17 protein-coding genes and 1 riboswitch are annotated in these 20,813 nt (G+C 69.3%); of the genes, 5 read left to right on the top strand and 12 right to left on the bottom strand.

The features are described from left to right. The first annotated feature begins 97 nt into the window (after nucleotides 1–97). Complete coding sequence (locus DIE16_RS13975; protein WP_124487808.1) at nucleotides 98–799, top strand: DUF4136 domain-containing protein; 702 nt, start codon at nucleotides 98–100, stop codon at nucleotides 797–799. A gap of 52 nt (nucleotides 800–851) precedes the next feature. Here the strand turns inward: DIE16_RS13975 and DIE16_RS13970 are convergent, their stop codons facing one another. From DIE16_RS13970 to DIE16_RS13930, 8 genes are all read right to left on the bottom strand, one after another. Continuing rightward, nucleotides 852–1,424, bottom strand: a complete 573-nt coding sequence (locus DIE16_RS13970; protein WP_044848551.1) for a TMEM165/GDT1 family protein — start codon at nucleotides 1,422–1,424, stop codon at nucleotides 852–854. Nucleotides 1,425–1,502: 78 nt separating this feature from the next. Beyond that, nucleotides 1,503–1,640, bottom strand: a riboswitch (yybP-ykoY riboswitch). Nucleotides 1,641–1,734: 94 nt separating this feature from the next. Beyond that, on the bottom strand, nucleotides 1,735–3,051 hold the full coding sequence (guaD, locus tag DIE16_RS13960) for a guanine deaminase (protein WP_044848552.1): 1,317 nt from the start codon (nucleotides 3,049–3,051) through the stop codon (nucleotides 1,735–1,737). Then, nucleotides 3,048–3,476, bottom strand: coding sequence for a hypothetical protein (locus DIE16_RS13955; RefSeq protein ID WP_124892479.1), 429 nt, complete (start codon nucleotides 3,474–3,476; stop codon nucleotides 3,048–3,050). The genes guaD and DIE16_RS13955 overlap by 4 nt, the downstream gene beginning before the upstream one ends. A 27-nt stretch (nucleotides 3,477–3,503) precedes the next feature. Next, nucleotides 3,504–4,529 (bottom strand): adenosine deaminase, encoded by a 1,026-nt coding sequence (locus DIE16_RS13950; protein ID WP_124892478.1) that lies wholly within the window; start codon nucleotides 4,527–4,529, stop codon nucleotides 3,504–3,506. Between the two features lie 18 nt (nucleotides 4,530–4,547). Next, complete coding sequence (xdhC, locus tag DIE16_RS13945) at nucleotides 4,548–5,552, bottom strand: xanthine dehydrogenase accessory protein XdhC (protein WP_124487810.1); 1,005 nt, start codon at nucleotides 5,550–5,552, stop codon at nucleotides 4,548–4,550. A 616-nt stretch (nucleotides 5,553–6,168) separates the two neighbouring features. Beyond that, the gene (locus tag DIE16_RS13940) at nucleotides 6,169–6,681 is read right to left on the bottom strand and encodes a disulfide bond formation protein B (protein WP_124487811.1); all 513 of its coding nucleotides are present in this window, start codon (nucleotides 6,679–6,681) and stop codon (nucleotides 6,169–6,171) included. Between the two features lie 149 nt (nucleotides 6,682–6,830). Further along, nucleotides 6,831–8,207 (bottom strand): amidase, encoded by a 1,377-nt coding sequence (locus DIE16_RS13935; protein WP_124892477.1) that lies wholly within the window; start codon nucleotides 8,205–8,207, stop codon nucleotides 6,831–6,833. Between the two features lie 7 nt (nucleotides 8,208–8,214). Beyond that, nucleotides 8,215–8,895 (bottom strand): GntR family transcriptional regulator, encoded by a 681-nt coding sequence (locus DIE16_RS13930; RefSeq protein WP_044849232.1) that lies wholly within the window; start codon nucleotides 8,893–8,895, stop codon nucleotides 8,215–8,217. A gap of 279 nt (nucleotides 8,896–9,174) precedes the next feature. On the opposite strand from DIE16_RS13930, the gene DIE16_RS13925 reads away from it, so the two are divergent. Together DIE16_RS13925 and DIE16_RS13920 are read left to right on the top strand one after the other, a co-directional pair. Next, nucleotides 9,175–10,362: a gamma-glutamyl-gamma-aminobutyrate hydrolase family protein gene (locus DIE16_RS13925; RefSeq protein ID WP_124892476.1), complete on the top strand. Its 1,188-nt coding sequence runs from the start codon at nucleotides 9,175–9,177 to the stop codon at nucleotides 10,360–10,362. A gap of 114 nt (nucleotides 10,363–10,476) precedes the next feature. After that, nucleotides 10,477–11,190, top strand: a complete 714-nt coding sequence (locus tag DIE16_RS13920) for a DUF2968 domain-containing protein (RefSeq protein WP_124892475.1) — start codon at nucleotides 10,477–10,479, stop codon at nucleotides 11,188–11,190. A gap of 80 nt (nucleotides 11,191–11,270) precedes the next feature. Here the strand turns inward: DIE16_RS13920 and DIE16_RS13915 are convergent, their stop codons facing one another. Then, nucleotides 11,271–12,422 (bottom strand): hypothetical protein, encoded by a 1,152-nt coding sequence (locus DIE16_RS13915; protein WP_311769717.1) that lies wholly within the window; start codon nucleotides 12,420–12,422, stop codon nucleotides 11,271–11,273. A 166-nt stretch (nucleotides 12,423–12,588) separates the two neighbouring features. On the opposite strand from DIE16_RS13915, the gene DIE16_RS13910 reads away from it, so the two are divergent. Continuing rightward, nucleotides 12,589–13,884: an MFS transporter gene (locus DIE16_RS13910; RefSeq protein WP_124487816.1), complete on the top strand. Its 1,296-nt coding sequence runs from the start codon at nucleotides 12,589–12,591 to the stop codon at nucleotides 13,882–13,884. Nucleotides 13,885–13,960: 76 nt separating this feature from the next. On the opposite strand, the gene DIE16_RS13905 is transcribed toward DIE16_RS13910, so the two are convergent. Next, nucleotides 13,961–15,799: a tetratricopeptide repeat protein gene (locus DIE16_RS13905; RefSeq protein ID WP_409364200.1), complete on the bottom strand. Its 1,839-nt coding sequence runs from the start codon at nucleotides 15,797–15,799 to the stop codon at nucleotides 13,961–13,963. 130 nt (nucleotides 15,800–15,929) lie between these two features. On the opposite strand from DIE16_RS13905, the gene DIE16_RS13900 reads away from it, so the two are divergent. After that, nucleotides 15,930–17,594, top strand: coding sequence for an FAD-dependent monooxygenase (locus DIE16_RS13900; RefSeq protein ID WP_044844852.1), 1,665 nt, complete (start codon nucleotides 15,930–15,932; stop codon nucleotides 17,592–17,594). Nucleotides 17,595–17,602: 8 nt separating this feature from the next. Here the strand turns inward: DIE16_RS13900 and DIE16_RS13895 are convergent, their stop codons facing one another. Continuing rightward, complete coding sequence (locus DIE16_RS13895) at nucleotides 17,603–17,854, bottom strand: formate dehydrogenase subunit delta (protein ID WP_124522090.1); 252 nt, start codon at nucleotides 17,852–17,854, stop codon at nucleotides 17,603–17,605. A gap of 7 nt (nucleotides 17,855–17,861) precedes the next feature. Further along, nucleotides 17,862–20,813, bottom strand: a complete 2,952-nt coding sequence (fdhF, locus tag DIE16_RS13890) for a formate dehydrogenase subunit alpha (protein WP_124892474.1) — start codon at nucleotides 20,811–20,813, stop codon at nucleotides 17,862–17,864.

Below are 20,813 nucleotides of genomic sequence, written 5' to 3'. Positions count from 1 at the left end.
CGCGAACTTTTTACCGGTTCCGGCAGTCCGCGTATTATCGGCATCCCGTGCGGTTCGCGCGGTGCGACGAACGGGTGACGGATCGACGAGGATCGACATGAAACACGAATGGATTCAACGCGGTGCGGGCTGGGCGGCGGCCCTGTGCGTGGCGCTGCTGACGGGCTGCACCAGCTACGTGACGACCCAGGTCACGGCCTTCTCCGACTGGAGCGGCAGCGACGCGACGCGCACTTACGCCTTCACGCGCACCGACGCGCAGAAGCACAGCATCGAGCAGTCGACCTACGAGCCGATCGTCGCGAACGAACTGTCCGCGTATGCGTTCCGCCAGGTGCCGGCCGCGCAGGCACGCTATCTGGTCGGGCTGGCCTACGGGGTCGGCAGCGATCTGGTGACGGTGCCGCAGCCGGTCTACTACGACCCGTGGTTCATGGGGCCGGGGCCGTACTGGCGGGGCGGGCCGTGGGGCCCGTGGGGGCCCTGGGGGCCGATGCCGGCCGGCTACGTCGCGCAGACCTACCAGGTGTTCGACTACACGCTCGGCATCCGGATCACCGAGCGCGCGACCGGCAAGGAGGTCTATAACGTGACCGCGCGCACCACGGGCGACAACGGCGCGCTGCTGTATGCGATGCCGTTTCTCGCGCGCAGCGCGCTCGCCGATTTCCCGTTGTCGAACGGGGCGATCCGCACGGTGCGGCTGCCGGTCGACAAGCGCGGCGGGCCGGCCGCGCCGGCCGCCAACGAGCGCGCGGTGCCGGCGGCGCCGGCATCGGGTGCGGCGGTCGCGAAGTAACGCGGTATCGACACCGGCGCGGCCGCCCGGCCGCGCCACTTGCCTGCGTGCGTCAGACGCCGACGCCCAGCAGCGCCAGCGCGCCCAGCACGACGAACAGCACGGCCGCGATGCCATGCACCAGCTTCGTCGGCAGGCGGTGCGCGAAACGGTCGCCCAGCAGGATCGCGGGCACGTTCGCCAGCATCATCCCGAAGGTCGTGCCGGCCACCACGCCGATGTAATCCTGGAAGCGCGCGGCGAGCGCGACGGTCGCGATCTGCGTCTTGTCGCCCATTTCCGCGAGGAAGAACGCGACGAGCGTCGCGCCGAACACGCCGAGCCGCGAGCGGTTCGCATTGGCTTCGTCCGCATCGAGCTTGTCCGGCACGAGGATCCACAAGCCCATCGCGATGAACGAGAACGCGAGCGCCCAGCGCATGATCGACGGCGTGACGAGAATGCCGAGCCATTCGCCGAGCGCACCGGCGAAGCCGTGGTTCACGACCGTCGCAACCAGCACGCCGAGAATGATCGGCACGGGCTTGCGATAGCGCGCGGCCAGCACGAGGGACAGCAGTTGGGTCTTGTCGCCGATTTCAGCGAGGGCGACGGCGCCGGTGGAGATCAGGAAGGCTTGGGACACGTATGGGGTTCCACGGGCCGATGTTGTGCGTGCGAGCGACGATCCGCCGCGCGCCGGGCCCTGATGCGGCGCGCAGTGAACCATCGGTCTCGCCAGGCCTTGGTGGCTGCGTCCGCCATGGCCGAACGGCCAAGTCTGTTGACGGACGCCTCCGTCACGATGCGCGCCGGGGGCGCGGGACATCGAGCGGAGCGGCTACTCCCCAATGAGCGGCGAATTCTAGCACGGCGCGTGCCGCGCGCGGAGAATTCGACGGCGCCGGCATGCGCCGCAGCGCATGCCGGCGCAGGGTGGGGCTCAGGTGCGCCGGTTACGCGGCGGCGCGGCGTGCGGCACCGCGCTCGTGCACGAGCCGGCCGGCCGCGTACGTGCGGTACACGGCGCGGTCGTCGCCGAGCAGCGCGAATGCGAACAGCAGTTCCTCGAGCGACTCCGCGCGCTTCGTGCGGCGTGCGAGCAGCGGCGTGGCCTGCGGGTCGAGCACGACGAAGTCGGCTTCGGTGCGCGGCGCGAGCGTGCCGACCGTGTCGGCGAGATCGAGTGCCTGCGCGGCGCCGGCCGTCGCGAGCCAGAACATCCGCGTCGCGCTCAGGTGGTGGCCCGACAGCCGCGCAACCTTGTGCGCCTCGTTCATCGTCTGCAGCATCGAGAACGACGTGCCGCCGCCGACGTCGGTGGCGAGCGTGACGGGCACGTCGTATTCGCCGGCCTTGTCGAAGTCGAACAGCCCGCTGCCGAGGAAGAAGTTCGACGTCGGGCAGTGCGCGACGACGGTGCGCGTCTCGGCCATCCGGCGACGGTCCTCGTCGTCGAGATGGATGCAGTGGCCGTACACCGCGCGCGGGCGCAGCAGCCCGTAACGATCGTAGATGTCGAGATAGCTGCGGTGGCCCGGGAACAGCTCGGCCGCCCATTTCACTTCGTCGACGTTTTCCGCGACGTGGCTCTGCACGAACACGTCCGGATGGCGGCGCGCGAGTTCGCTGCACGCCTCGAGCTGCGCCTCGGTGGAGGTCGGCGCGAAGCGCGGCGTGAGCGCGTACATCTGACGGCCCTTGCCGTGCCAGCGGCCGATCAGCTCGGCGCTGTCGTCATAGCCCGATTGCGCGGTGTCGCGCAGGAACTCGGGGCAGTTGCGATCCATCAGCACCTTGCCCGCGATCATCCGCAGGTCGCGCGCGTCGCTCGCCGCGAACAGCGCGTCGGCCGACTGCTTGTGCACGGTGCAGTAGACGAGCGCGCTCGTCGTGCCGCACGCGAGCAATTCGTCGACGAAGAAGTCGGCGACTTCGCGCGCGTGTTCCGGGTCGCCGAACTGGCGCTCGGTCGGGAACGTGTACTTGTCGAGCCACGGCAGCAGGCCGGGCGCCGGCGACGCGATCATGTCCGTCTGCGGATAGTGGATGTGCGTATCGATGAAGCCGGGCACGATCAGCTTGTCGCGCAGGTCGTGGACGACCGCGTCGCGCGCGAGCGTCGCGGCCAGCCGCGCATGCGGGCCGGCCGCGACGACCTTGCCGTCGTCGACGATCAGGAGGCCGTCGGTCTCGTGGTTCGCGGCCTGGCTCGATTGCGCCGGGTCGCCGTTGAAGGTCAGCAGCTGGGAACGGAAAGCGGTTTGCGTCATGACGAAGGGTCCTGCATCAAGGTAAGGCGAACAGAAGAAAACGGTCGGTGCCGCGCGGGCGACGACGCGGCGGGGGCGGCCCGGGCGTGCGCGACGCGGCGAGCCGCGCAGGCGGCGCCGCGCGCTGCGAGCGCGCACGCAAGCGCGGCGGCCGTCGCCGCGATGGCCGACGTACCGGCGGACAGCGCCGCCATCGCGATGGCGATCGCGATCACGGCGACCGGCTCGCCGGCGAGCGGCATCGCGAGCCGCAACAGTCGTTGCACGACGCGCAGCGACAGGCTTCGGCGCGCGACGACGCACACCGCCGTCGCCACGCGTACGACGGACGCGATGCCGGCCTGCGTGCCCGGCGCACGCAGGCGGCCGGTGCGGCACAACGCCGGGCCGGTCGTCGCGAAGCGGATGTCGTTGCGGTGTTTCATCTGTCTAGCGAACCTCGATGCCGGCCGTCACGCGGCCTGCCAGTACGAATCGAGACGCGCAATCAGCGCATCGCGCTGCGCGGCGTCGACGAACGACGCCTCGAAGCCGTTGCGAATCACCGCGTGCACTTCGGCGTCCGTCAGCTGCAGCCCGTCGACCGTCGCGAAGTAGTTGTCGTTGACGTAGCCGCCGAAATAGGCCGGATCGTCGGAGTTGATCGTCACCGCGACGCCGCGATCGAGCAGCGCCTTCAGCGTGTGCTTCGCCATGTCGTCGAACACGCACAGCTTCAGGTTCGACAGCGGGCATACGGTTAGCGCCGTGCGCGTGCGCGCGAGGCGTTCGACGAGCGCCGCATCCTCGATGCTGCGCACGCCGTGGTCGATCCGGTCGACCTTCAGCACGTCGAGCGCTTCGTAGATATACGCGGGCGGGCCTTCCTCGCCCGCATGCGCGACAAGCTTCAGCCCGAGCGCGCGCGCCTTCTCGAACACGCGCGCGAACTTCGTCGGCGGATGGCCGAGTTCGGACGAGTCGAGCCCGACGCCGATCAGCCGATGGCGATAGCGTTCGAACAGCGGCAGCGCGGCGTCGAACGTCGCGAGCGCATCTTGTTCCGGCAGGTGGCGCAGGAAACACAGGATCAGCTTGCTCGACAGCCCGCGCTGCTCGGCATCGGCGAGCGCGCGGTCGATGCCGGCCACCACCGTCTCGATCGGCACGCCGCGTTCGGTGTGCGTCTGCGGGTCGAAGAACAGCTCGGTGTGGACGACGTTGTCGGCGAGCGCGCGTTCGCAATATGCGGCCGTCATGTCGTAGAAATCCTGCTCGGTCAGCAGCACGCTCGCGCCGGCGTAATAGATGTCGAGGAACGACTGCAGGTCGGTGAACGCGTATGCGGCACGCAGCGCGTCGATCGATTCGTACGCGAGCTTCACGCCGTTGCGCTGCGCGAGCGCGAAAATCAGTTCGGGCTCGAGCGAGCCTTCGATATGGATGTGCAGCTCCGCTTTCGGAGCGCGGGCGATCTTGTCCTTGAATGTCGGGGTCATGGCGTTGTTCTTGGTCGGTCAGAATGTTGGGGAAGCCTGCACGGGTGCGTTCGCCTCGACGGCCTGCAGCAACTGCGCGGCCACCGAGATCGCGATCACTTCGGGTGCCTTGTCGATGATGCCTTCGACGCCGATCGGGCAGCGCATCCGCGCGACCTGGGCCGGGTCGATGCCGATCGCCGCCAGCCGATGATCGAACTGCGCGCGCTTGGTGTGCGAGCCGGTCATCCCGAAGTATGCATAGTCGCCGCGCCGCAGGATGCGCTCGGCCAGCATGAAATCGAGTGCGTGGTCGTGCGTCATCACGACGAAGTACGCGTGCGGCGGCGCCGTGTCGACGGCATCGGCCGGGCTGGCAAGCGCGTCGATCGCGAGATTGCCGATCCCGGCGAGCGCCTCGGCCGGCGGGAACACCGCATCGGGGCCGTCGATCCAGCGCACGTGGCACGGTAGCGTCGCCAGCACCTTCACGAGCGCGGTGCCGATGTGCCCGGCGCCGAACAGCACGACGGGGAACGCATACGGCGCGATCGTTTCGGTCATCAACGCTACACCGCCGGTTTCCCACAGCAGGCAATCGGCACGCGCGGCCGGCGATTCGGGCTCGCTCAGCAGCGGCGCGCCCGGCGAGGGGCCGAATGATACGCTACGCACGGTCGCGGCGCCCGCCGCGACGCGCTTCGCGAGCGACATGATCCAGCCGAGGTCGCCGACGTCGAGCCGCTCGAACGCGAGCACGACCGCGCCGCCGCAGCACTGGCCGAGGCTCGGGCCGAGCGCGAGCCGTTCGAGCCGGCGCGCGTGGGGCACGTGCGCGCCGTCCTTCAGCAGGTGCCGTGCGATCTCGATCGCCTTCCATTCCAGATGACCGCCGCCGATCGTATGGCGGGCCGTGTCGCGCGTGACGAGCATCTTGGTGCCGGCCTCGCGCGGCGCGGAGCCGTCGGTATGCGCGACCGTCACGAGCACGGCCGCTTCGCCGTGTGCGAGCAGTTGCTGCAGATCGCCGAGCCAGGCTTCCATCAGCACGCTCCGTTCCGGACGATTCGGCACGACGCGCGGCGCGGGCTGGCGGGCGCGGCGGCAACGAGGACGGACGGGAGCGAGGCGGGCCGGCCGCACGACGGGTTCAGTGCGGTGGCCGTGCGCCGAAGGCGCGCGCGAACGACGCCGCGCAACGTGCGGACGCCATGAGGGTGACGGATGCGGATGGTTTGCGTTGTCATGATGAATCCAGTCGACATTGCGGATCGGGCGCGCGTTACGCAGGAGGTGAGACCGCCTGGCCTCGCGCACGTAGATCGCCATCCAGTCGTGAAGATAGCACCGCAAGGCGGCGGGAACATTGCCGGGCGGTGATCCGGGCTATCAGACGGCGATCATGTCGATCATAGGCCCGCCGCGCGGGATCGGGGGCGCCGACGCGCGGGCGTCGGGCCGAAACGCATGCGTGGCGGGGCGTGCGCGCGGATGTCGCGCGACGCGCGTTCGCCCGGGAATCGGGACAGCGGCGGGGATAGGTGTTTACGCGCGGCCGGCAGGGTGCGGCCGCATCGGGGTCGCGCCGGTGTCGTGGGCCTAGCCGGACGAAGCGGCCACGCGGCCTCGACCGGTCGGCCGGATCGCGCGGCGCGGCCGGTCAGCCCGCCAGCTTGCGGCGATGGCGCCAGAGGCTCGAGGCGACGGCAATCAGGATCACGGCGAAGCCGATCAGCGCCCAGCCGGGCAGCAGGATCCCGAAGATCGGCGGGTAGACCGTCTCGCACAGGCCGGCAACCTTGAACATGCCGGGGAACCACTGGGCGGGCGGCAGGCTGTCGACGATCGGCTGCAGCGTGTCGAAGCCGCAGCTGAAACCCGGATTCATCTGGATCGACAGGTGCCGCGCGGCGGTGCCGACGCCGCCGGCCGCGGCGATCGCGATCAGCAACTCGAGCACCCAGATGCCGCGCCAGTTGCGCATCCCCGCGGCCAGGAACGCGAAGATCCCGATCGCCGCGAAGAAGTAGCGCTGGATGATGCACAGCGGGCACGGATCTTCGTTCTTCACGTACTGCAGATACAGCGCGCCGGCCAGCAGGGCGATGCACACCCAGCCGAGCAGCATCAGCAGGCGGCGTTCACGGCGGAGTGCGAGCGTGGAGTCGTTCATGTCGGCGGGATTCCTGTCGTTGGTCGGTCCGATAAACAATCGCGCGATTTTAGCGCGAACGATCTGGCACGAAACTGACAGCGCGCGTGCGGCACCCGGCCGCCGTCGCTTCGTCCGGTCCGTAGCCCGCCGTCATGCCGCGCGGGCGGTCACCGGATCGTGTTCAGCACGGCCTCGACCGCCTGGCCGATCGCGAGCAGCGCGTCGTCGCGATGCGGCGCGGCCGCGAGCATCAGGCCGACCGGCGCCGCGTCGCGCGGATGGCACGGCAGCGACAGCGCGCATGCGTCGAGGAAGTTGAAGGCGCTCGGATTGCGCAGGATCAGCGCATTGGTGCGCGTGAACGCGGCGTCGTCCGCTTCGAGTTCGGCGATGCGCGGCGGCACGACCGGCACCGTCGGCGCGACGAGCGCGTCGAAGCGCGACCAGACGGTGTGTGCCGCTTCTTCCAGCATCGCGTGGCGGGCGGCGAGCAGGTCGAGATAGTCGGCCGCGCTCGCCGGCTCGCCCTTCAGGATGCGCGACAGCACGCGCGGGTCGTATTGGTCGCGGTGCTGCGCGAGCAGCGGGCGATGCCACGCGTACGCCTCGATCGGCGAGAAGCCGAAGCGGTTGATGTCCGGCAGCCGGTCGAGCGCGGAAAAGCGCACTTCAGTGACGATCGCGCCCGCGGCTTCGAGGTGCTTCAGCGATGCGTCGAGCGCGGCGGCGACGTCGGCGTCGACGCCGTCGGTCACGTAATTGGTCAGCACGCCGAGCCGCACGCCTTCGAGCGGCCGCGCGGCCGGCACGTTCGGTTCGAGACCCGCGAGCATCCGGTCGACGAGTGCGCAGCAGGCAACCGTCAGGCCGATCGGGCCGAACGAGTCGAGCGTGGTCGACAGCGGCACGCCGCCTTGCGTCGGGATCCGGCTCGCGGTCGGCTTGAAGCCGGTCAGCCCGCACAGGGCGGCCGGGATGCGGATCGAGCCGCCGGTGTCGGTGCCGAGCGCGACGGCGGCCATCCCGTCGGCGACGGACGCGGCCGCGCCCGACGACGAGCCGCCGGAAATCCGTGCATCGCCCGGCACGTCGCGGTGGTACGGCGAGCGCGGATTGCCGAAGTGCGGATTCAGCCCGAGCCCCGAGAACGCGAACTCGCTCATGTTGGTGCGGCCGATCAGCACCGCGCCCGCGCGCTTGAGCCGCGCGACGGCGACCGCGTCGGCCCTGGCGGGCGGCGCCCCGTCGAGCACGCGCGAACCGGCGCGCGTCACCTGGCCCGCGACGTCGAACAGATCCTTCACCGATACGGGGATGCCCGCGAGCGGCGACAGCACGGTGCCCGCGGCACGCAGGCGGTCGTGCGCGTCGGCGGCCGCGCGCGCGTTGTCGGCGTCGACTTCGGTGAAGACGGCGGCACCCTGGCCGGCCGGATCGGCGATCCGGTCGAGCGCGACGTCGACGAGCGCGCGGCTCGTGGTCCGACCGGCGGCGAGATCGGCGGCGAGCTGGGCGAGCGGAGGGAAGGGCGTGAAGGTGGTCATGGGCGGCTCAGGGGCGAAGGTGTTGGACAAGGGTGGCGCGAAACGAATCGATGTGGCGTTCGACGGCCGTGCGTGCGCCGGCGGCGTCGCGCGCGGACAGCCGCTCGAACAGTTCGCGGTGTTCGTGCTGGACGTCGGACAGGTGATGCGGCTCGGACAGCGTGACGAACCAGAAGCGCAGCGAGCGTTCGTGCAGCGCGCGCAGGATTTCCGCGAGCACCGTGTTGCGTGCCGCCGCGGCGATCGTCTGATGAAACGCGCGGTCGAGCTCCATCATGCCCTCGACGTCGTGCGAGTCGACGCAGGCCTGGCCGTCGTCGAGCAGCGCGGCCATGCGCGCGAGATCGTCGGGCGTTGCGTGGCGGGCGGCGAGTTCGACGCAATGCGCTTCGTTGATGCGGCGCACGTCGATCACCGCGGCGATGTCGTCGAGCGACAGCGGTTGCACCATCAGCCCCTTGCGCGGCATCACGGACAGCAGCCCTTCGAGCACCAGCCGGTGGACGGCCTGATGGACGGGCGTGCGGCCGATGCCGGTGCGGGCCACGAGGTCGGCTTCGTTGAGCGCGGCGCCCGGCTTGAGGCGCATCGTGATGATGTCGCGCTGGATCAGCGCGTACGCGCGGTCGGCGAGGCTGACCGCCGATGCGGCGGGCCGGTCGTGGAGGGCGTCGGTCAGGGCGTTCATGCAGGCGGGGGCGCGGTGGCCGGACAGGGTGCGGTCATGGCGCGGGCGATCGGGCAACGTGGACGATCCGTGAATATTATTGTGATATATCACTGATGTCCAGTTCGCCCGGACGACCTTCGATACCATCGAATGGAGGCCGGTGGCACGTCCGGCGGGGGATGCGACGACTTGCAACAATTTCGACAGGATGTTGCAGGTTTACCGCGCGATCGTGCACTGAAGCATAATGAATCCTCGTCAATCCAATACGCGCGAGCGACGTACCAGACCATCGTCATGAGCGAAAACACGCCTCCCCCGGCCGGTCTGCCCGGCACTTCTTCCGCTTCCACCGATTCCCCTCGTTCCGGTCCGGCGCCCACGCCGGAGGCGCCCGCCACGCAGGCTGCCGCTGCGCAGGTCGTCGCGGCGAATGGCGCAGCGCCGGTCACGGCGGCGGCCGAGCCGGGCGCCGCAGGCACGGCGGGTGCCGCCGCCGAAGGCAGTGCAGCGCCGCCGAAACCCGGTGCGGCGCCACCCGGTTTCGGCGCGCAGCCCGATTTCGACACGCCGCGCCCGCCGCCCGCGAATGCGCAGAACGTGCCGCCGGCTTACCTGAAGCAAAGCGACACGCCGTGGTCGGTATTCGGCCGGATCATCGCGGCGCGCGCACGCCGGCTATTCGATCGCGCCGGCCAGCGGATCACGCAGCGCACGCTGCGCATCGGCGTGTCGGCGCGGATCTTCCATCCGGAGCCCGGCGCGAAGGGGCTGCGCGGCAAGACGCTGCAGTATCTCGAGGAATCGATCGCGCACTGGGTGATGTCGCGCGACGTGCTCGTGTTCATGATCCCGACCGTCGGTCACCAGGGCATGCTGCACCCGAGCAACATCCGCCTGCGCGACTACGCGAAGCATCTCGACGGCCTGCTGCTGCAAGGCGGCGCCGACGTGTCGCCGCAAACGTACGCGGCGTCGGACGCGCGCCCCGAATGGCCGGGCGACCGCGTGCGCGACATGTACGAGCTCGAGCTGTTTCACGAGTTCGTCGAGTCCGGCAAGCCGGTGCTCGGCGTGTGCCGCGGTTGCCAGCTGATCAACGTCGCGTTCGGCGGGTCGCTGTACCAGGACATCGCGACCGACGTACCGACCGCGAACGCGCACGTGAGCGAGCATTACGACCAGCATCGCCACGCGATCCGCTTCCCGGACTCGTCGACGCTGGCGAGCATGTTTCCCGGGCGCAGCGAAGCGATCGTAAACTCGATCCACCATCAGGCGATCCGCGATCTCGGCCGCGATCTGAACATCGAGGCCGTGTCGGCCGGCGACGGGATCATCGAAGGCATTCGCTACCGGCGCGCGCCGTTCGTCGTCGGCGTGCAATGGCACCCGGAGTTTCATCGTGCGGGCGGCGCCGAACTGCTCGACTGCACGCCGCTGCTCGATGCATTCCTGCGCGCGGCACGCGAAACGCGCCTGTAGGCGGCGTTTGCAGTACCGAGCAGGAAGGCCGGCCGCATCCCGTTAAATTCGAGATGCGGCCGTTTCGTTTTGAACGATAATCGCGACTCCCGATTCGTTCGCCGGAGTCTGAAGTTGGCCTTCCGAGATTTTTCCCCTGCACGATGCGCAACGTGGATCGTTGCGCTGGCCGCCTGCGTGCACGCGGGCGCAGCGTGGTCCGTCGACGCGACCGCGCCGGTCGCGGGCTCGCGCCCCGCGGTGACGAGCCTGCGCGGCGATGCCGCGCAGGCGGCTTCCCCTTCCGACGCGTCCGCCGCCTCCGCGACGGATGCGACCGCGCAAGGCAACGTCGCCGAGCTCACGCAGATGCTGCACGACGGGCGAATCGTCGAGATGCGCACCACCTACAACGGCAGCTACGGCGCGAGCCTGATGTTCGATCCGCGCGAGATGACGTATTACGTCGCGCTGTTCCAGGACAAGCATCTGTGGCGCGTGGTCAAGTCGCAGGAGAAGACCCGCGCGGAAATGGTCTACGCGAACTTCGTCCAGCAGACGACGCAACTCGCGGACGTCGAAATCCGCCGCACCGAACTGCAGGCGCAGAAGGCGTTCCTCGAACGCGTGATCGCGCTGCAGGCGAATCGTGCGCAGCAACTGCAGGCCGATCTGAGCGTCGCGCGCAGCCAGCAGGCCGAGGTCGCGCAGCGGCAGAAGTCGGCGCACGAACAGGCGCAGGCGCTGCAGGTCGAGAAGCGGGCGGCGCAGCTGCAGTTGCGCGAACTGCAGGAGCAGGTACGGCAACTCGAGCGGCAGGCCGAAACGGGGTTGCCCGCGCGCAAGTGACGAGCGGCCGGCCCGACGGACCGGTCGACGAACGAAAACCCGGCGCAGCGTGCTTCGCCGGGTTTTTTATTGCCCGCGCGTCAGCGGGTGAGCGTGGTCGGTGTGTCGGTCAGGCGGCGATGGGACAGGTGCGTCGTCCAGTCGAAGTCTGCGGCGGGCGCGTCGGCCGCCCATGCCGGGCGATCGGCGCGCAGCGCGTTCGCCATCGCGATCAGCGTGAGTGGATCGTCGAGCGAAGCGTGCTGGTCGTGCCGGGTGTCCGGGACCCGCAGTGAACCGGCGCGACCGGGCGTTGGCATGCGCGATGCGACGTGCGTGATCGACGGGCGGCCGGCGAGTCGCGGCGCGGAAGGCGGGTGGACTTGCGCGGCTGTCGCGTGCGTGCCGTTCGGTCGATTCGGCGACGGTACCGCCGCGGTGGCGGCGCGTCGTACGTCCGGCGCGCCGTCGGCGTCGGCGAGTCGCGGCGACGGCGCGAGCGCAGCGTCGCGTGCGGGCTGCGACGATGTGATAGGTGTATTGGCAACGGCCCGCGCCGCGTGGTGCCGTGCCGGCGTGATGGCCGTGGCGGGCTCGGCCCCGGCGCTCCGCACTCGACCCGTGAATTCCGTCGCGTGCTCCGGCACGGCGCCGGCGATTTGCATGACCGGCGAACGCGCGACATCCGGAAACGGTTCGTGGGCGACGATCAGCCCGCCGATGATCGCGAGTGCGCCGATGCTCCAGCAGGCGGCATGCCGTGCCCGCCGGTCATGTGCTCGATTGACGGCACGTGCGATGTGCCGATGCCGACCGCTGGCGCCGGCCGCAACGGCCGGTACGCCCGCTGACGACGGCTGTACGGCGGCCAGCGGTTGCCAGCGGCAGGCACGATGCGGCGCGTCGACGTCGATGCACGAAGTCGTCAACGTTGCCACGCAGCGGATGCCGGAGCGGCTGCCGGACGCGGCGCCGAACCGCCATTCGCGGCCGAACGGCGGCACGCCGTCGAGCGGCGCGACGCGAGGGCGGGCGATCGAGCCTTCGACGGAAACGAGGGGCGATGGAATCATGAGGGCGGTGTGCGGTGCGACGCGGGCCGCGTGGCCGGCCGCGGCGCGGAGTGCGTCGCAAATCGTGACATTGTGGTCAGGCGATCGCGATCGGTCGATCGGATCAATCTGATTTTGATGCGCCTTTCGCGGCGATTCGTACGAGCCGGACGCGGCGTCCGCAACGCCGGTCGGGTACAAGGCAATTGTCGGCTTCGCGTGGCATCATTCGCCAACCATGCCGGCATGCGCATCGTTGCGCGCGGCGCCGCCGGCTGGCAGCGATGCCCGTGTGCGCCGGCCCGGCGACACGCATCGTCGGATCCCCACGGCGCGCAGGTCGCGCCTTCCGAGCCGAGAGAACTCCATGTCCACTGCCACACACGCCGTCGCGCAGGAATCGAAATTCCGTACCGTGTTCCGGGTCGTCAGCGGCAACTTCCTGGAAATGTACGACTTCATGGTCTACGGGTATTACGCGTCGGCCATCGCGAAAACGTACTTTCCGAGCGGCAACGCGTTCGCGTCGCTGATGCTGTCGCTATCGGTGTTCGGCGCGGGCTTCCTGATGCGCCCGGTCGGCGCGATCGTGCTCGGCGCGTACATCGACCATCACGGCCGCCGCAAGGGGCTGATCCTGACCCTCGGGCTGATGGCGCTCGGCACGCTCACGGTGGCCTCGATACCGGGTTACGCGACGATCGGCGTGCTCGCGCCGGTGCTCGTGCTGCTCGGCCGGCTGCTGCAGGGCTTTTCCGCGGGCGTCGAGCTCGGCGGCGTGTCCGTCTACCTGTCGGAGATCGCGACGAAGGGGCACAAGGGGTTCTATACGTCGTGGCAATCGGGCAGCCAGCAGGTGGCGGTCGTGTTCGCCGCGTTCGTCGGCGTGCTGCTGAACCGCGCGTTGCCGGCCGAGGACATGACCGCGTGGGGCTGGCGCATTCCGTTCCTGATCGGTTGCCTGATCGTTCCGTTCCTGTTCCTGATCCGCCGTTCGCTGAAGGAAACCGACGAATTCCTCGCGAAGCGTCACCGTCCGACGATGGGCGAGATCATGCGTTCGATGCTGGAAAACTGGGGCGTCGTGATCGCCGGCATGGGGATGGTGATCATGACGACGGTGTCGTTCTACATGATCACCGCATACACGCCGACGTTCGGCAAGGAAGTGCTGCACCTGTCGTCGCTCGACGCACTCGTCGTGACCGTCTGCGTCGGCCTGTCCAATCTCGTCTGGCTGCCGCTGTCCGGCGCGTTGTCGGATCGCATCGGCCGCCGCCCGGTGCTGATCGCGTTCACGGTGCTCACGCTGCTGTCGGCCTATCCGGCCGTGCTGTGGCTCGTGGCGGATCCGTCGTTCCTGCGGCTGCTCGCGGTCGAGCTGTGGCTGTCGTTCCTGTACGGCTCGTACAACGGCGCGATGGTCGTCGCGCTGACCGAAGTGATGCCGGCCGATGTGCGCACGGCCGGCTTCTCGCTCGCGTACAGCCTCGCGACGACGATCGGCGGGTTCACGCCGGCGATCTCGACGTTGCTGATCCACCAGACCGGCAACAAGGCGGCACCGGGGCTGTGGCTGAGCGTCGCCGCATTCTGCGGATTGATCGCGACGCTCGTGTTGTATCGCACGCGCGAAGCGCGCAACCAGTACAAGTCGGCCTGACGCCGCCTGTATCGCATCACGTCGACTGAAAAAAGGGAGCGCGCCGCGCTCCCTTTTTTTGTCTGCGCTCGGGTATTCAGGCGTCGCGCAGCGCGGCGGCGACCGCCGCCGCCACGTCGAGCCATTGTCCCGGTGCGGACTGGCGGGCGAGCCTCGCTCGCGGATACCACGGACAGTCGTCGCCGGTGAACCAGCGCCAGTCGGATGCGAACGGCAGCATGATCCACAGCGGCTTGCCGAGCGCGCCCGCGAGGTGCGCGACCGCCGTATCGATCGTGACGACGCCGTCGAGCCGTTCGATCAGCGCTGCCGTGTCGGCGAAGTCGTTCAGCCGCCCGTCGAGGCGATGCATGCGGGGATGCGCGTCGACGCGTGCCCGTTCGTCGTCGTCGAGCGCCGGCTGCAGCACGATCCAGTCGATGTCCGGCAGCGCGAGCAGCGGCGCGAGCGCGTCGAACGGCATCGAGCGGTTTTCCTGTGCTTGCCGGCGTCCCGTCCACGCAAGGCCGAACTTGCGCTTCGACTGGCCGCCCAGCGAGCCGCGAAAGCGCCGCTGCGTGCTGTCCGGCACGTCGAGGTAGCGTGTGCCCGCGACGATGTCGGCCGGCTGCAGGCCGAGCAGGAACGGCAGGCTCATCAGCGTGCATGCGATGTCCGCCGCCGGCGGCTTCGCGGCGCCCTGCGCGACGAGCGTCACGCGCCAGCGTGCCGCGGCCGGTGCGAGCAGCGCGACGAGTTCCGGCTGCACTTCGAGCACGACGCGCGCGCAACGCGCGCGGGCGAGCGGCACGAAGCGGACGAACTGCAGCGTGTCGCCGAAGCCCTGTTCCGCGCGGATCAGCAGCGTGCGCGCGGCAATCGGCTCGCCTTGCCAGCGCGGCAGCGTGCCGAGCGGCGTCGCGCCCGGCGTGTCGTGGCGCGTTTCGTACGCGGGCAGGCCGCGGGCGAAGTCGCCCAGCGTCAGCAGCGTGACGGCGCGGTGCAGCTGCGCGAGTTTCAGGTCGGGGGCGACGCGCAGCGCCTGGTCGAACGCGCGCAGCGCCATCTCGTGCGCGCCGAGTGCGTGATGCGCGTTGCCGAGGTTCAACCACGCGAGACTGAACGACGGATCGAGACCGACCGCGCGTTCGTAGTAGGGCAGCGCTTCGCGCTGGCGTGCCTGCGCGCACAGCGCGTTCGCGAGCCCGAAGAGGGCGAGCGGAAACGGCGGGTGCAGCGCGAGCGCGGCTTCGAATGCGGCGGCGGCTTCGCCATGACGGCCGAGCGCCTCGAGCGTGTTGCCGAGATTGAAATGCGCGGCGACAAAGCGCGGCTGCGCGGCGATCGCAGCCTGAAAATGGGCGATCGCGTCGTCGGCCCGGCCCATCGCGTTCAGCGCCATCGCGAGATTGTTGTGCGCGCCGGCATGCCCGGGCCGCAGCTCGAGCGCGCGATGGAATGCGGCGAGCGCATCGTCGTGACGGCCGAGCGCATTCAGCGCGTTGCCGAGGTTGTTGTGGATCGATGCGTCGTCCGGTGTGAGCCGAAGTGCGCGGGCAAATGCGTCGACGGCATCTTCGTGGCGCTGCAGTGCCGCATAGGCGTTGCCGAGGTTGTAGTGCGCGAGCGGAAATTCGGGCGCGAGCGTCAGCGCGTTGCGAAAGCGGTCGATCGCTTCGTCGAGCCGGCCGAGCGCCTTCAGCGCGTTGCCGAGATTGAGCTGCAGCGCGGCGTCGTTCGGGCGCAACTCGACCGCACGCCCGACGAGATCGGCCGCCTCGGCATGCTGGCCCTGCTGATGCCGCAGCACGCCGAACAGATGCAGCGCGTCGGCGTCGGCGGGATGAGTGGCGAGTGCGGCGCGATAGCCGTGCTCGGCCTCGGCGAGGCGGCCCGCGCGGTGCGCGGCATACGCTCGGTCGAATGCGGATTCCATGACGCGAAAACTGACGGAAAGCGCGTATTTTCCCACACTGCGCGCGGGCACCCCAGATCGGCCGGTCGGCATATGGCCCCGTCACGCGGAGCGGCGTAGACTTGCACAATCGCGTGTCATCGAGGTTCTCATGGCTGACACACTGCTCGATATCCCGCCGGTGCTGATCGTCGGCGCAGGCCCCACCGGCCTTGCCGCAGCGATGAGTCTCGCGCGCGCCCGCGTGCCGGTGCGCATCATCGACCGGCTGGCCGTGCCCGCGCCGTATTCGCGCGCGATCGGTATCCAGGCACGCACGCTCGAACTGCTGGAGCAGCATCGCGCGGTCGAACCGTTTCTCGCGCTGGGTCATCGCGCCCATGCGGCCGCGCTGCATGCGGACGGCCGCGTGATCGCGCGGCTCGATTTCGATCCGCTGCAAACGCGTTATCCGTATCTGCTGTTTCTCGACCAGAGCATCACCGAGCGGCTGCTCGCCGAGCATCTGGCCGGGTTCGGCGTGACCGTCGAACGCGGCGTCACGCTCACCGCATGCGATGCGGGCGGACCGTCGCTCGACGTGACGATCCGCGATGCCGATGGTCGTGAACAGGCGTTCGCGCCCTCGTACCTGATCGCCGCCGACGGCGCGCACAGCACGGTGCGCCACCTGCTTGGCCTGGGCTTCGCCGGGCATGCGTTCGAACAGACTTTCCTGCTCGCCGATTTCGCGGCGATACCCGACTGGCCGGACGAGGAGATCCATCTGTTCACGACGCCCGACGGCATCGCGGGGCTGTTTCCGATGGGCGGCGGCCGCTACCGGCTCGTTGCCGACCGGCCGCCCGGCAGCGACGCATCGCCCGACGGACTCACGCCCTCGACCCCGTCGCTCGACGAATGCGAGGCGATCGTGCGCGCGCGCGTCGGTGCGTCGATTGCGCCGAGCGATCTCGCGTGGTCGACGTATTTCCGCCTGCATAGCCGGATGGTCGAGCGACTGCGTCACGGGCGGGTATTCTTCGCGGGCGACGCCGCGCACGTTCACAGCCCGGCGGGCGCGCAGGGCATGAACACGGGCATCCAGGAAGCGTTCAATCTTGGCTGGAAGCTCGCGCGCGTGCTCGGCGCGGGCACGCCGGAGCGCCTGCTCGACACGTATCACGCCGAGCGCCACCCGATCGAGCGTGACGTATTGCGGCAGACCGGCCTCGTCACGCAGATCGTCGAAGCCGACCACGGCGCGATGAAGCTGCTGCGCGATCATGTCGTGCCGCTGCTGGCGTCGTTCGGGCCGGTGCGCGACGCGGTACGCCGCACCGTCAGCGAACTCGGCGTGCAATACCGAAAAAGCCCGCTCACGCTCGAACGCGTGCTCGACGGCGGGCCGCGCGCAGGCGAGCGCGCGCCCGACGCGCTCGTGCACGTGGTCGACGGGCCGCTCGGGCGGGCGCCCGGAACCGCGCGGCTATACGACCTGCACGACCCCGCGAGCTTTACGCTGCTGCTGCTCGAGGAACCGGCAGGAGCCGACGCTGGCGAGACGGGCGACGTGCCGCCGATGCCCGCGGATGCGCAGGCGCTTGTGCAGGGGCTGGAGCGGATCATGCCGGGCGCCGTGCGAACATGGCGCGTCGCCGATGCCGAAAGCGACGGCACGGATGGGCTTGCGCAGGTATACGGCCGCTCGAGGCCGTCGTTCTACCTGCTGCGGCCCGACGGCTACATCGCGGTGCGCGGCCGTACCGCCACCGACGCGAACGCGCTGCTGCGCCACTGCGAAAGCTGGTTCGCGGGCATGTCGGTGCCTGCGTAGCGGGGCGCTCAGGCGGAGGCCGCGGCTGGTACGAGCGATGCGCGGTGCGCGGCGATCGCGTCGCGCACGATCGGCGCCGCGCGTTGTCCGGCCGCGCTCGACGGATCGTCGAGCGCGGCGAGCAATGCACGACGCATCCGCGGTTCCCAGAAGCGCCGGATATGCTCGGCGATCCCGCTCAGCGCTTCTTCGCGATCGGGCATCGATTCGAAGAACGCGCCGATCTGGTTGGCCATGTCGACCAGGTGTCCGTTGTCCATCGCTTCCTCACTTGCCCGTCGTCACGGCGGCCGGCGTGGCGGCGCGGCGCTCGAGGAGGTCGAGCTGCTCCGAGTTGAAGCGCGCATACGCGCGCTGCCAGTCCGACGGCTGCGCGACCGGCATCACCTGCACGGCCGTCACCTTGTATTCCGGGCAGTTCGTCGCCCAGTCGGAGCTGTCCGTCGTGATCACGTTCGCGCCCGATTCGGGGAAGTGGAACGTCGTGTATACGACACCCGGCTGCATGCGGTCGGACACGAGCGCGCGCAACACGGTCTGGCCCGCCCGCGATTCGATGCCGACCCAGTCGCCGGTCCGGATTCCGCGGTCCTCCGCGTCGTGCGGATGGATCTCGAGACGGTCCTCTTCGTGCCACTGCACGTTCTCGGTCCGGCGCGTCTGCGCGCCGACGTTGTATTGCGACAGGATGCGGCCCGTAGTCAGGATCAGCGGATAGCGCTGCGTGACCTTTTCCGGCGTCGGAATGAACTGCGTGATCACGAACCGGCCCTTGCCGCGCACGAATGCGTCGATGTGCATCGTCGGCGTGCCGTCCGGCGCCTGTTCGTTGCACGGCCACTGGATGCTGCCGAGCGCATCGAGCTTCTCGTACGACACACCCGAGAAGGTCGGCGTGAGCCGCGCGATCTCGTCCATGATTTCCGACGGATGCGTGTAGTGCATGTCGTAGCCGAGCGCCCGCGACAGCAGCAGCGTCACTTCCCAGTCCGCGTAGCCCGCGAGCGGCGGCATCACCTTGCGCACGCGCGAGATGCGGCGCTCCGCGTTCGTGAACGTGCCGTCCTTCTCGAGGAACGTCGAGCCCGGCAGCAGCACGTGCGCGTATTTCGCGGTTTCGTTCAGGAAGATGTCCTGCACGACGATGCATTCCATCGACGACAGCGCGGCCGCGACGTGCTGCGTGTTCGGGTCCGACTGGACGATGTCCTCGCCCTGGCAATAGAGGCCCTTGAAGCTGCCGTCGAGCGCCGCGTCGAACATGTTCGGGATGCGCAGCCCCGGTTCCGGCTGTAGCGTGGCCGACCATGCCTGTTCGAACTGCGTGCGTACGACTTCGTCGCTGATGTGCCGGTAGCCGGGCAGTTCATGCGGGAACGAGCCCATGTCGCACGAACCCTGCACGTTGTTCTGGCCGCGCAGCGGATTGACGCCGACGCCTTCGCGGCCGATGTTGCCGGTCGCCATCGCGAGGTTCGCGATGCCCATCACCGTCGTCGAGCCTTGCGCGTGTTCGGTCACGCCGAGGCCGTAGTAGATCGCGGCGTTGCCGCCCGTCGCATAGAGGCGCGCGGCGTCGCGCACCAGCGCGGCCGGCACGCCCGTTACGTCGGCGGTCGCTTCGGGCGAGTTCTCGGCGCGCGATACGAAGTCGCGCCATTGCTCGAACGCGCGCGTGTCGCAGCGTTCGGCGACGAATGCGTCGGCGACGAGCCCCTCGGTGACGATCACGTGCGCGAGTGCGTTGACGATCGCGACGTTGGTGCCCGGGCGCAGCTGCAGGTGATGCGTGGCCTTCACGTGCGGGCCGTCGACCACGTCGATGCGGCGCGGGTCGATCACGATCAGCTTCGCGCCCTCACGGATGCGCCGCTTCATGCGCGAGCCGAACACCGGGTGCCCGTCGGTCGGGTTCGCGCCCATCACGACGATCACGTCGGACTGGCCGACCGACGCGAAGGTCTGCGTGCCGGCCGATTCGCCGAGCGTCGTCTTCAGGCCATAGCCGGTCGGCGAGTGGCACACGCGTGCGCAGGTGTCGACGTTGTTGTTGCCGAACGCGGCGCGCACGAGCTTCTGCACGAGGTAGGTTTCCTCGTTCGTGCAGCGCGACGACGTGATGCCGCCGATCGAATCGCGGCCGTACTTCTGCTGCAGCTTGCGGAACTGCGTCGCGGCGTAGGTGAGCGCCTCTTCCCAGCTGACTTCGCGCCACGGGTCGGTGATCTTCTCGCGGATCATCGGCTTCGTGATGCGGTCCTTGTGCGTCGCGTAGCCCCACGCGAAACGGCCCTTCACGCACGCGTGGCCTTCGTTCGCGAGGCCGTTCTTGTGCGGCGTCATGCGCACGACCTGCGTGCCCTTCATCTCGGCCTTGAACGAGCAGCCGACGCCGCAGTACGCGCAGGTCGTGACGACCGAATGCTCGGCCTGGCCGAGCTGGACGACGGTCTTTTCCTGCAAGGTGGCCGTCGGGCACGCGGCGACGCACGCGCCGCACGATACGCATTCCGATGCCATGAACGATTCGCTTTCGCCGGCGGCGACGCGCGATTCGAAACCGCGCGCGGCGATCGTCAGCGCGAACGTGCCCTGCGTTTCCTCGCATGCCCGCACGCAGCGGTTGCAGACGATGCACTTCGACGGGTCGTACGTGAAGTACGGATTCGATTCGTCCTTCTGGTCGCGCAAGTGATTGGCGCCGTCGAAGCCGTAGCGCACTTCGCGCAAGCCCACCACGCCCGCCATGTCCTGCAGTTCGCAGTCGCCGTTGGCGGGGCAGGTGAGGCAGTCGAGCGGATGGTCGGAGATGTACAGCTCCATCACGTTGCGGCGCAGCGACTGCAGCCGGTCCGACTGCGTACGCACCTTCATCCCGGCTTCGGCGGGCGTCGTGCACGATGCCGGATAGCCGCGCCGGCCTTCGATTTCGACCAGGCACAGACGGCACGAGCCGAACGGTTCGAGCGAATCGGTCGCGCAGAGCTTGGGTACGTTGACGCCGGCTTCGATCGCGGCGCGCATTACCGACGTGCCGGCCGGCACCGTGACCGGCTGGCCGTCGATTTCGAGCGTGACGTCGGTATCGGCATGCCGTTGCGGCGTGCCGTAGTCGGTTTCGTCGAACGGATCGCGCACGCGTGCCTCAGCGGCGCTCTTGCACGCGCATTGGCCCGAGCCGCAGCCGCCTTGGCGGACGTTGTTCGTGTCGAGGGACAT

It is taken from the genome of Burkholderia sp. Bp9090, assembly GCF_003857985.1.
Classification (GTDB): Bacteria; Pseudomonadota; Gammaproteobacteria; order Burkholderiales; family Burkholderiaceae; genus Burkholderia.
Note: the sequence above shows the minus strand (reverse complement) of the source record. Positions and strands in the feature narration are given on the sequence as shown.